Here is an 11,312-nt window from a genome sequence, read left to right on the forward strand (position 1 = left end):
CGGTCACAATGCAGTCGCCGATCTTACCGGCGTGCTGTTCCCGTTCGGCCGAGGCGCATTGTCAACGACGAACACGCAGGCCGGCGGCGATCGCGCCGCGGCCGTCGAGGTCGCTGGCGATGCGTTCCAGCGCCGCGGTGTAGGGGGCACGGCGGCGGTCGCCGGGTGGCAGTCCCCGCAGGGCGGAGGCCAGATCGACGGCGCGGATGTCCGGCTTCAGGGAGAGCCAGATGGGGATGGCCTCGGCGCGGGTGGCGACCCACCGCCCGCCGGGCTGCTCGGTGAAGGTGAACTCGGCCAGGACCCCCTCCCGGTTGTCGTCCCTGGGGAAGTCGTGCCGGGCGAGGGTGTTCCCGACGCCGTACGCGATCCACTTGTCGCCGACGCGCTCGAAGGGCTGGACGACGTGCGCGTGGTGCCCGATGATCAGGTCGATGTTCGGGTCGTCGATGAGTTGCCGGGCCCAGTACGACTGTAGGTCGTTGACCTCGTGACTCATCTCGGTGCCCCAGTGGGCGGAGAGCACGACGATCTGCGCGCCGGCCGCCCGGGTGCGGGCGGCGGCGGCGCGGATCGCGGCCACGTCGATGCGGTTGACGAGCCAGGTCCTGCCGGCCGGCAGTGCGATCTGGTTGAAGTGCGTCGTCCAGGACAGGTGACCGACCTTGACGCCGTTGACCTCGTAGATGGTCGGCGTGGCCTGATCGGCCGCGCTGCGGAAGGTGCCGGTGTGGCGCAGGCCGGCGGCGTCGAGGGCGTCGAGGTTGTCGTGCACGCCCTGCTCGCCCTGGTCGAGGGAGTGGTTGCTGGCGGTGGAGCAGGTGTCGTAGCCGGCGGTCCTGATCGCGGCGGCCAGGTCGGTGGGGGCTCTGAAGCGCGGAAAGTCCTGCGGTTCGCCGGGCCCCATCGGGGCCTCGAGGTGACAGATGGCCAGGTCGGCCGATTCGACGGCGGGGCGGATCGGCGCGAAGATCGGGTTGAAGTCGTAGCCGGTGCCGCCGGCCGCCTCCCGGTCCGCCCGCGCCTGCCGCCACGTCGGCGGGTGCACCAGGATGTCTCCGGAACCGAGGATGCTCACCCGGCGCGGCGGGTCCGGCGTCGGTTGCGCCTGAGCCGCGGGGGGCCGCGGCGACAGGCGCTGAGTGGTGATCCCACCGGGCGACGAGGACCCGCCGGCCGACGCGACGACCAGCGCGGTGACCAGCACGACGCGGACGGCGGATGGGCGCATGGTGAAGCGTCCTTCGGTAAGAGCCGCAGGCGGACCGGCTCATCGATGCCGAGCGGAGCTGACCCCGGTATCGTCGGTCGCGCCCAGGCGACCTCGCAGGTCAACCCGGGAAGTCGTGGCCCCGGGTACGCGAGTGTCGCCCGTGACCCGCGGCTGTCCGATGGCACGCCGCCCCGCTCAGAGTGGGGGCTTCCGGGTCGAGCCGACTTCAGCTCGCCGGGTCGGCGCCCGGCTGCGTCGGGGGTCGCCAGTCGGCGTACCGGGCCATGCCGCGCAACGCGGACCGGGCCGGGGTGAGCCGCAGCGCGGTGTCCCGTGCCGCCACCGCGAGGGGGTTGCGCAGCTGCTGACCGTATCGCCCAGCGCGGTAGGAGGCGCGGGCGATCGCCTGGCTGCGGGGGCGACGCAGCCGGTCGTACGCCGCCAGCGCGGCCGGCAGCCCGTCGGCCCCGCCGGCGCAGACCGCGCCGAGCACCACCGCGTCCTCGATCGCCTGGCCGGCGCCCTGCCCGAGGTTGGGGGTCATCGGGTGGGCCGCGTCGCCGAGCAGGGCCACCCGTCCCCGCACGTACGACGGCAGCCCGGTGGCCAGGTGGTGGATGTCGTTGCGCAGCACCACCCCGGGCGGGGTGGCCGCCAGCAGCGCTGGGATGGGCGCATGCCAGTCGCCGAAGCGCTCCCGGACGGCCGCCAGTTCGTCCCGGGCGTGGCCGCCGGGCGGGGCGGTGAGCGCGGCGAACCAGTAGACCTGGCCGCCGCCGAGCGGCACCATGCCAAACTCGGCCGCCGGGCCCCAGCTGATCGCCGCGGGAACCGGGTCGGGGAACGTGATGGCGGCCCGCCAGGCGGTCGAGCCCGCGTACACCGGGGCGGGATGCTCCGGCCAGAGCTGGGCGCGCAGCCGGCTGCGCAGGCCGTCGGCGCCGACCACCAGGTCGGCGGGGAGCGTCTGCGGGCCGTCCGGCCCGCGGTAGTGCACCTCGGCGCGGTCCGGACCGGACTCCACCCGTTCCACCTCCGCCCCGGTGCGCAGCGACGTGGCCGGCACCGCCGCGCGCAGGATGCGGTGCAGGGTGGCCCGGTGTACGCCGAGCGCCGTGGTGCCCAGTTGCCGGGTCATCTCCGCGCCGTCGATCCGGGACAACCACCGCCCGTGGCGGTCGCGGATCCCGCCGGGCGCCTCGGCGTGTTCGCCCCGCCGCACGTCCTCGCCGAGGCCGAGAGCGTCCAGTGCGCGCAGCGCGTTCGCCATCAGGGTCAGCCCGGCACCCACCTCGCGCAGCTCGGCGGCGCGCTCCAGCACGGTCACCCGCCACCCGTGCCGGTACAGGGCGAGCGCCGCACTCAGCCCGCCGATCCCGGCGCCGACCACCACCGCGTGCGAGTCGCCCATGTCGACCGCCCTTCCGCGTCTACAGAAATTCGCCGGATCAGTCGGTGCCGGCACCGATCCGGTGCTGGCTCGGGCTGATCCCGCGCACCCGACGAAACGCGGTGCTCAGCGCGTACGGGCTGGCGTAGCCGACCCGACGGGCCACCGCGCCCAGCGTGGCGTCCGGCTCGCGCAGCAGGTCCGCGGCCAGGGCCAGGCGCCACCCGGTCAGGTAGGCCATCGGTGGCTCGCCGACCAGGTCGGTGAAGCGCCGGGCGAGCACGGCCCGGGAGGCACCCACCTCGGCGGCGAGCGCGGCGACCGTCCACGGCCGGGCCGGGTCGTTCTGCACCAGCCGCAGGGCCGGGCCGACCACCGGGTCGCCGGCCGCCCGGTACCAGCCCGGCGCCGTGCCCGGGCGACCGAACCAGGTGCGCAGCGCGCCGATCAGCAGCAGGTCCAGCAGCCGGTCCAGCACCGCGGCCTGCCCGGGCGCGTCCCGGGTCACCTCCTCGGCCAGCAGCCCGACCAGTGGGCTGCGCCACTCGTCGGCGGGCACCACCAGCAGCGGCGGCAGCGCGCCCAGCAGTCGCCGGCTCACCTCGCCGGGCAGCTGGTACGTGCCGGTCAGCAGCACCGTCGACCCCCCGGTGCCCCAGGTGCGTACGCCCAGCGCCATCGACTCCGCCAGTGGCTCACCGCGCAGCGTGGTGCAGCGCTGCCCCGGGTGGATCACCACCTGAGGCGGGGTTCCCGGATCGTCCGCGACCAGGTAGCCGTCCGGCCCACGCAGCACCGCCACGTCACCGGGGCGCAGCATCGCCGGTGCGGCGGCGTCCGGGACCAGCCAGGCGGTGCCGCCGACCAGGGCCACCACGGTGAGCGGCGCGCGGTCCTCGATCCGCAGCGCGTACGGCGGCTCGAACACCGACCGCAGCAGAAAGGCACCCCGAGCCCGGGGGCCGTCGAGCAGCCCGGTGAGCGGGTCCATCGCGCGATGGTAGACGATCGCCGGGGAGGTGGGCGATGGTGCGGTTCAGCGGCCTGGCGGTGGCCGGCGGACGACTGCGGCGCGACTGGCGGCCGGTGGTCGAGGCGACCCTCGCGGCGACCGTCGCCTGGCTGCTGGCCACTCGGCTGGTGGGGCACCCGGAACCCTTCTTCGCCCCGGCCGCCGCGCTGATCGTCCTCGGTCAGGCCCGGGGTCAACGGGTACGCCGGGCCGTCGAGGTCGTGCTCGGGGTGGCCGCCGGGGTGCTGGTGGCCGACCTGGTGGTGCAGGCCCTCGGCCGGGGCAGCACCTGGACGGTCTTCACCGTCATCCTGCTGACCGTGCTGCTCGCGGTGGCCTTCGGCGCCACCGGCGTGACCCTGGTGCAGGCCGCGGTCTCCGCGCTCTACCTGGTCGTGGTCGCGCCGCCGGACGGCACGCTGGTGCCGTTCCGCTTCGTCGACGCGCTGATCGGCGGCGCGGTCGCCCTGCTGATCAGCCTGCTGGTCGACGCCCGGCACCCACTGGCCCCGCTGATCAGCGAGGTGCGGCACACCTTCGACGACCTGGCCGAGCTGCTGGGCGGGATCGCCGACGCGCTGGACCGCCGGGACGAGACCGCGGCGCTCGCCGCGCTCGCCCGGGCCCGGGGCATGGACGCCCGGGTCGACGGGCTGCGCGAGGGCGTGCTCGCCGCCGGTGAGGCGCTGCGGCTGCACGTCCGCCGGCGCCGCCACATCGGGCGGCTGCGGTCGGTGGACGGCTCGATCCGGCAGCTCGACTACGCGGTACGCAACGTGCGGGTGCTGGCCCGCGCCGGCGTGACGCTCGTGCGGCTGCCCACCCCGGCGCCGTCCGACCTCTGTGCCGCGCTGCGTTCACTGGCCGAGGCGGTCCGGGCGGCCGGCGCGGCGCTCGCCGCCGACCTGGACGGGCAGGAGGAGGCCGCCGACCGGCACGCGGCCCGGGCGGACGAAGCGGCCCTGGCCGCTGTGCACACCGCCGGAGCGCTGTTCGGACCGGCCCAGACCCTCCCGCTCGCCATGATCATCGGCCAGGTCCGCGCCACCGCCATCGACCTGTTGCGCGGCGTCAACCCCGACGACGACGTCGCCGTCCTCACCCGCGTGGACGAGGCCCTCGGTCTCCCGCCACTCTGACCCCCGGCCGCCTCAGGCGGTCGTGAGCCAGGTGGTGGCCTTGTCGCGGACCGGGATGGGGACCTCGTGGGCGCCGGGAAACTCCTCGTAGGTGACGTCGTAACCCAGGCTGTGCAGGCGGGGGACGAGTCGGCGGCTGCACACGTCGATCGGCAGCACCCGGTCGTCCACCCCGTGCGAGACGAAGACCCGCGGCTTGCCGTGGGTGACCAGCGGAGCGGCGAAGCCGGGGGAGAAGGCCAGCACCGTGTCGACCAGGTCGCCGTTGGTCAGGCCGAGCGACAGCGCGTACGAGGCGCCGTCGGAGAAGCCGCCGACCGTCACGTCGCGCACCGGGTAGCCGTCGAAGACGTTGGCCAGCAGCCCGTCGATGCGGCGCACGTCCACCCCGAACCCCTCGGCGATCAGGTCCCAGGTGCTCGCCGCCGCCTGCGGGGCGACCAGCAGCAGGTGGTGCGCGTCGGCGACCGGCAGCAGCAGGTCCAGGCCCTGCCGGGCGGAGCCGCCCGCGCCGTGCAGGAGCAGCACCAGCCGGTACGGCGCGCCGTCGGCGGCGGGCTCCGGGGCGTACACCATGGCCAGCGGGTCGCCGTCGGCGTCGGTCAGCGGTACGAGCCCGGCGGGCGCCGGCGCCACCGGGGTACGCGGGCGGGCGGTCAACCGGCCGTGCCGGGGGTTCTCCGCCGGCTGCCGGTGCGGGGGCGCGGGTTCGGACACGGTTCACCGCTCCTCGCTGTCGGCGGATTGTGCGGGGCGGTTACCCGGAACGCACCCGGTTAACCACCCGCCGCCGGTCGGTCAAGCGCTGTCCCGGGCCACCAGGGCGGACGGGAAGAGGGTCGCCGGCGGGGCCGGGCGCCGGTCCAGCACGGCGGTGGCCGCGGCGGCGGCGATCCGGCCCACCGGGTGGCTGGCGGTGGTCAGCGCGGGGGCGGTCATGCCGGCCAGCGGGATGTCGTCGAAGCCGGCAACCGCGACGTCGCCGGGCACCCGCACGCCCCCGTCGCGCAGCGCGGCGATCACACCGAGGGCGGTCTCGTCGCTGATCGCGTAGATCGCATCCAGGTCCGGCCACCGGCGCAGCGCCTCCCGGGCCGCCGCCCGGCCCCGCGCCGCGCTGAAGTCCCCCGGCACCAGGCGCACCGGCAGGCCGGTCTCCCGCATCAACCGCCCGTACGCCTGCACCGGACGCTGCGCGCACGGCAGCCACCGGGGGCCGGTCACCATGGCGATCCGGCGACGGCCGGTGTCGTACAGGTGCCGCAGCACCGCCGCCGCGCCGGCGCCGTTGTCGACGTCGAACGACGGCACGGTGGCCGAGCCGATCCCGATCGAGGCGACCCGGCCGTGCAGCGCGCGTGGCACCGCGTCGAGCAGGTCGCCCGTGGTGTTGACCAGCACCACGCCGCACACGCTGCGGTCCGTGGCCAGCCCGCGCAGCCCGGCCGGCTCGCCCAGCGGCAGCCAGTGCAGCGCCACCCCGACGCCGGCCGGCGCGCAGACCCGGGCCGCCGCGCCGACGACCCGGTCGACGTACGGGTCCTCCAGCACCTCGGCGCCGGTGCCGGCGACGGCCACCACCAGCCGTACGCCGCCTCCGCTGACCAGGGCCCGCGCGGCCGGATTGGGGACGTAGCCGAGCTCATCGACGGCCGCGGCGACGCGTTCCCGGGCGACCGGCGAGGCGAAGCCGGTCCCGGCGATCACCCGCGAGGCCGTAGACCGGGACACCCCGGCGGCCCGCGCGACGTCCTCCAGGGTGGCCGGCCGCTGTGCCGCTGTCGTCATCGTCCCCTCCCTCCGGCGCCGTCGCGTCCGACGGGAGCCGGCCCGAATCATGCCCCGGCGCGGCGGGCGGCGGTAAGGGGCGACCCCGCCTTGTGGTGGTAGCGCTCTCAGGTGTGCGATCGTGCCAGGAGACCAGCCGAGGAAGAGGAACCGCCCCCGTGAGCGCCGCCATCAGTCCGACCGTCCCACCGACCACCGTCCTGTCGCCACCGCGAGCCGTGCTGACCGCGCGCAACGGCGTCGCCGTGGTGTTCACCCTCAACGGGCTCGCCGTCGGCAGCTGGTTCTCCCGTGTGCCGGCGGTCCGCGAGGCGCTGAACCTCACCGCCGGCCGGCTCGGGCTGCTGCTGCTGGCGATGAGCATCGGCGCGCTGCTCGCGATGCCCACCTCCGGTCTGCTCGCCCAGCGCATCGGCGCGGCCCGCACCGTGGTGCTGTCCACCGCGCTGGTCGCCGTCGGCCTGACCGTGGCCGGGCTCGGCGCCACCGTGGCCGGCTCGATGATCGGCGTCGGGGTGGGGCTGGCCGCGCTCGGCTACGGCTCCGGCACCTGTGACGTGGCGATGAACGTCGAGGGCGCCGCGGTGGAACGGCGGCTCGGGCGTACCGTCATGCCCCGCTTCCACGCGGCATGGAGTCTCGGCTCGGTGGCCGGCGCGGCGCTCGGCGCCGGTGCGGCCCGGCTGGAGGTGTCGGTCGGCGCGCACCTGGCCGTCGTGGCGGCGGTGGTGCTGGCCGGTACCGTCCTCGGCGCGCGGGCGTTCCTGCCCCGACCGGTCGTCGACGCGACCGGCGAGGCGGGGGCAGACGCCGCCCCGGGCGCCCGCCGCCGGGCCCAGCTCGCCGCCTGGCGGGAGCCGCGCACGCTGCTGATCGGCCTGCTGGTGCTGGTGATGGCGTTCACCGAGGGCAGCGCCAACGACTGGCTGGCCGTCGCCTTCGTGGACGGGTACGACCTCAGTGAGGCAGCCGGCGCGGCGGTCTTCGGCGTCTTCGTCGTCGGCATGACCCTCGGGCGCACCGCCGGCACCATCGCCCTGGACCGGTGGGGTCGGGTGCGCGTGCTCACCGCCACCATCCTGCTCGCCGCGTTCGGCGCGGCCCTGGCCGTGCTCGCGGGCTCCGGCCCGGTGGCCGTGGTCGGCGTCGCCCTCTGGGGGATCGGCGCGTCGCTGGGCTTCCCGGTGGGGATGAGCGCGGCGGCCGACGAAGAGGCGCACGCACCGGTGCGGGTCAGCGTGGTCGCCGTGATCGGCTACACCGCGTTCCTGGGCGGGCCGCCGCTGCTGGGGATGCTCGGCGACCGGGTCGGCACCCTGCAGGCGCTGCTGGTGGTGCCGCTGCTGCTGGTGCCGACGCTGGCGCTGGTGCCGAAGCTGCGCCCGCCGCGCGCCGGCTGACCGGCTCCTCCAGCACGATAAAACTAACCCGGACCGGCTCCGGGCGGTATCGGGTGCGCGGCCGACTGCGCCGCGCGCCCGAGCTGGCTACGGTCGCCAAATGCCAACCGACGAGATCACCGCCGCCGCGGCGGGCAGCTGGACGCTGGGCGACCGCACCGTGCACCGGATGGGCTTCGGCTCCATGCGGATCACCGCCCACCCGGACCGGGACCGGGCGGTGGCGCTGCTGCGCCGGGCCGTGGAGCTGGGCGTCAACCACATCGACACCGCCGCCTTCTACGTCTCGCCCGGCGGCACCCTGGGCGTCGGCACCGGCCCCGCGCGCTACGCCACCGAGCTGATCCGGGCGGCGCTCGCCCCGTACCCCGAGGATCTGGTGATCGTCACCAAGGTCGGCTTCGGGTACGACCCGGTGTCCGGCTTCACCGAAGCGCTCACCCCGGCCCAGTTGCGGGCCCAGGTGGAGGAGAACCTGCGTCGGCTCGGCCTGGACTGTCTGGACGTGGTGAACCTGCGGCACGGCCGGGGGTCGGGCCCGGTCCCGCTCGCCGAGCGGTTCGGCGCCCTGGCCGAGCTGCGCGCCGCCGGGCTGATCCGGCACCTCGGGCTCTCCAACGTCCGGCCCGAACGGCTGGCGGAGGTGGCGGACATCGCCCCGGTGGTCTGCGTGCAGAACAACTACGGGGTGGACGCCTACCGGGAGCAGGACGAGTTCGTCCGGGTCTGCGGCGAGCGGGGCATCGCGTACGTGCCGTTCTTCGCGCTGGCCGGCACCGGCCGGGAGGCGGGCGCGAGCGCCGAGCAGAGCGAGGCCGTGGAGGCGGTCGCCCGGGCCCACGGCGTCACCGCGCACCAGGTACGCCTGGCGTGGACGCTGCACCAGGGCCCGCACGTGCTGGCCATCCCCGGCACCGGCGACCCCGCGCACCTGGAGGCGAACGTCGCCGCCGCCGCCCTCCACCTGACCCCCGAAGACCTGACCCGCCTGACCTGACCCGCGCCCCGCCCCCTCGCTGATCATGCGGTTGACCGCTTCGATGCCGACGTGTCGCGACGCCAACCTCGAGATCGACCGCCGGAGGGCGGGGCCGGCGGGTCAGTCGTGGAGCCAGACCCGCAGGGGGCCCAGTGGGGTGAAGCCCGCCGCCCGGGCGGTGTCGAGGTCGGGGCCGGACTCGTAGCCGACCAGTGGCACCCCGGGCAGCGACGCGCACACGCCGTGCCAGATGCCCAGGGGATCGGCGGTGCGGGCGAACACGTTGGAGACGCCGCGTGCGCCGTGACCGCTGACCACCGCCCCGCCAACCACCTCGCCGCGCTCGTCGTAGCGGGCCAGCACCCGCACCCGCGGGTCGGTCAGCAGGGCCGGGCGGAACAGCTCGCCACCGCCGTGCGCCGCCGCCCAGGTGCCCAGGGCGGTCGCCGTGGTCACCGGGCTCAGCGGTACGCCGCCCGGCTGATCCGCCGCCGCCCGGTGGATCCACTGGGCGTCGAAGAGGAGCCGGAAGCCGTACCGGGTGAGGTCCAGGTCGGCGAAGCTGTCCTTCACCGACGCCCCGGGGCCGGCGTCGATCCGGGCCAGCACGGCGGCCGGGTCGACGCCGGGGCGCAGGGTGACCGCGTCGGGGTACCAGGGCGGAGAGCGGCGCGGCACCCACCAGGCGTCCTCGTCGTTGCGGCCAACCAGCCCGTGGCTGGCGCAGACGATGTCGCACCACTCGGCGTTGTCCCGGGCCGCCACCACCTGAAGATCCGCCACCACCGCCCGAGCCTAACCACGCCCGCCCGCGCACCTACCGGGGCGAACGTCCGGAGACTGCAGATCTTGGTACGAAAACGCCCCCGGAGGGGCACTTTCCTTCCAAGATCTCGACACCGCCCTGCCGCGCTGGCCAACCTCAGTTCTCTCTCATCCGGCGTGCAGGGGATTCGCAGGAAACGGTGGTGCACTTCAGGGACGTCGAGGAGAGGAGCGGGCATGGGCTGGTTCAACCGGCGGCCACGGGCCGCCGACGCGACCCCGACGAAACTGGACCGGGAAGGGAACCGGGACGACCTCGCCGCGCTGGAGGCGTTCATCGCCAGCCGGCAGGGGGTGGAGTTCTACCTGGAACCGGAGACCACCGCGACCGACACCACGGTGGTGGCGATCGCCCACGACGGTGAGTGGATCCGCCGCCGGACCGGAACGCCACGGGCGGCGGGCGCCATCGCCCGCAAGCACGCGGTGCCGCTGTACGAGGCGGCCCGCACCGGCTACCCGGAGCGCATGCGCGCCTGGAACCGGGCCCACCCGGAACGCCACGCCCGCTGACCGCCGCGCGCTGACCGGGGCTTGCTGGCCCGCCGCGCGCTGACCGGGGCTCGCTGGCCGTCCGCGGGTGGCTCTGGTCGGCGTCGATCATCACACAGTCGCGCCCGCCGGCGACCACGGCGACCCCGCCCCGGACCGGCCTCCGGGTCGGGGCCGGCCGCGCGGGGCAGAACCGGCCGCAGCAGCGGGCACCGCACTGGCGACGCTGGCGCTCCACCTGCCCGCATTGATCGTGGACGCTGACCCGTTGCTCGCCAGCCGGGCCGCGACGAGTCGCCCCGGCTCGGTGTTCGTGCTGGTCGTAACCCCTGCGAGCCCTTTGCTCTGCTCACCCGGACGCAACAGGATGTGGCCGCCACCGGTGCGTCGGGTGAAGCAGAGCAAAGGACGCGCACGATTCACCCAGGGCAATGCGCCGACGGGCGGGATCACCCGCATCTGATCGCTGGGCGTCGATGACCGTGGCTCGGCCGCCAGCGGTGGAGGTGGCGTTGACCGGTGGCCGAGGGGTGTGGCAGCATTCGCGGCCTGACGGCAGTGAAGGAAGCCGGTGTGATTCCGGCGCGGTCCCGCCACTGTCACCGGGGAGCGATCCCCCCTCGTGAGTCACGGCCGTGTGTCTGCGGTTGGAAGGCCGGGGGTGAGCGTCGATCCGGGAGCCAGGATACTTCGGCCGTCGGGATGTGCCCCAGGGCGTGGACACCCGAGGAGGACCCGATGACGCACGGCGTCTCTTGCATCGACGATCATCGTCATGATCCGCGCGGCGGCCGCTTCGCCGCACCCACCGCCGGCCGCCCCGGCGGATCCACCGGCAGCGACCCCGGCGCATCCGTGCCCGGCCGCCCCGGCGCGCACCGGACCGGTCGAGCCGCCGGCCGCGCCAGCGCGCTCGCGACCGGTCGCGCCGGCAACGTCCTGCGCTGACCCGCGCCCCCGACGCTGACCGGTCCCCGACCTTCACGTCGGTGAGCCGCGCGCCGAGCCGTCGCACCCGCTGACGTCGCACCCACCCGCTTCGCCCCGGTCGCCTCCGCGCCGACCCGGGCGTCA

Annotated in this window: 11 protein-coding genes and 1 riboswitch; of the genes, 5 read left to right on the plus strand and 6 right to left on the minus strand. The window is 75.5% G+C overall.

All coding sequences use genetic code 11. The features are described 5' to 3' along the window. Nucleotides 1-61: 61 nt before the first annotated feature. From ACFOW4_RS18945 to ACFOW4_RS18955, 3 genes are all read right to left on the minus strand, one after another. Nucleotides 62-1,231, minus strand: a complete 1,170-nt coding sequence (locus ACFOW4_RS18945) for a CapA family protein (RefSeq protein ID WP_377529479.1) — start codon at nt 1,229-1,231, stop codon at nt 62-64. A gap of 208 nt (nt 1,232-1,439) precedes the next feature. Next, nucleotides 1,440-2,624: an FAD-dependent oxidoreductase gene (locus tag ACFOW4_RS18950; protein WP_377529480.1), complete on the minus strand. Its 1,185-nt coding sequence runs from the start codon at nt 2,622-2,624 to the stop codon at nt 1,440-1,442. A 37-nt stretch (nt 2,625-2,661) separates the two neighbouring features. Then, complete coding sequence (locus ACFOW4_RS18955) at nt 2,662-3,594, minus strand: AraC family transcriptional regulator (RefSeq protein WP_377529483.1); 933 nt, start codon at nt 3,592-3,594, stop codon at nt 2,662-2,664. A 35-nt stretch (nt 3,595-3,629) separates the two neighbouring features. Here ACFOW4_RS18955 and ACFOW4_RS18960 point away from each other — a divergent pair, with 35 nt between their 5' ends. Further along, nucleotides 3,630-4,754 carry an aromatic acid exporter family protein gene (locus ACFOW4_RS18960; protein ID WP_377529485.1) on the plus strand — a complete coding sequence of 375 codons (1,125 nt, stop codon included), beginning with the start codon at nt 3,630-3,632 and terminating at the stop codon, nt 4,752-4,754. A 12-nt stretch (nt 4,755-4,766) separates the two neighbouring features. Here ACFOW4_RS18960 and ACFOW4_RS18965 read toward each other — a convergent pair whose 3' ends face one another. Together ACFOW4_RS18965 and ACFOW4_RS18970 are read right to left on the minus strand one after the other, a co-directional pair. After that, complete coding sequence (locus tag ACFOW4_RS18965) at nt 4,767-5,471, minus strand: alpha/beta hydrolase (protein ID WP_377529487.1); 705 nt, start codon at nt 5,469-5,471, stop codon at nt 4,767-4,769. A gap of 81 nt (nt 5,472-5,552) precedes the next feature. Further along, entirely contained in the window at nt 5,553-6,542 is a 990-nt protein-coding gene (locus ACFOW4_RS18970; protein ID WP_377529490.1) for a LacI family DNA-binding transcriptional regulator, read from the minus strand. 170 nt (nt 6,543-6,712) lie between these two features. Here ACFOW4_RS18970 and ACFOW4_RS18975 point away from each other — a divergent pair, with 170 nt between their 5' ends. Together ACFOW4_RS18975 and ACFOW4_RS18980 are read left to right on the plus strand one after the other, a co-directional pair. Further along, complete coding sequence (locus ACFOW4_RS18975; RefSeq protein WP_377529730.1) at nt 6,713-7,942, plus strand: MFS transporter; 1,230 nt, start codon at nt 6,713-6,715, stop codon at nt 7,940-7,942. Nucleotides 7,943-8,042: 100 nt separating this feature from the next. After that, on the plus strand, nt 8,043-8,939 hold the full coding sequence (locus ACFOW4_RS18980) for an aldo/keto reductase (protein ID WP_377529493.1): 897 nt from the start codon (nt 8,043-8,045) through the stop codon (nt 8,937-8,939). 102 nt (nt 8,940-9,041) lie between these two features. Here ACFOW4_RS18980 and ACFOW4_RS18985 read toward each other — a convergent pair whose 3' ends face one another. Further along, nucleotides 9,042-9,707, minus strand: a complete 666-nt coding sequence (locus ACFOW4_RS18985) for a hypothetical protein (protein WP_377529495.1) — start codon at nt 9,705-9,707, stop codon at nt 9,042-9,044. 216 nt (nt 9,708-9,923) lie between these two features. On the opposite strand from ACFOW4_RS18985, the gene ACFOW4_RS18990 reads away from it, so the two are divergent. Further along, complete coding sequence (locus tag ACFOW4_RS18990) at nt 9,924-10,259, plus strand: hypothetical protein (protein ID WP_377529498.1); 336 nt, start codon at nt 9,924-9,926, stop codon at nt 10,257-10,259. A gap of 540 nt (nt 10,260-10,799) precedes the next feature. Beyond that, nucleotides 10,800-10,929: riboswitch (cobalamin riboswitch) on the plus strand. A 47-nt stretch (nt 10,930-10,976) separates the two neighbouring features. Next, nucleotides 10,977-11,186, plus strand: a complete 210-nt coding sequence (locus ACFOW4_RS18995) for a hypothetical protein (protein ID WP_377529499.1) — start codon at nt 10,977-10,979, stop codon at nt 11,184-11,186. Nucleotides 11,187-11,312 lie beyond the last annotated feature (126 nt).

This window comes from Micromonospora sp. GCM10011542, from assembly GCF_042650685.1.
In the GTDB taxonomy this organism is placed as follows: Bacteria; Actinomycetota; Actinomycetes; order Mycobacteriales; family Micromonosporaceae; genus Micromonospora.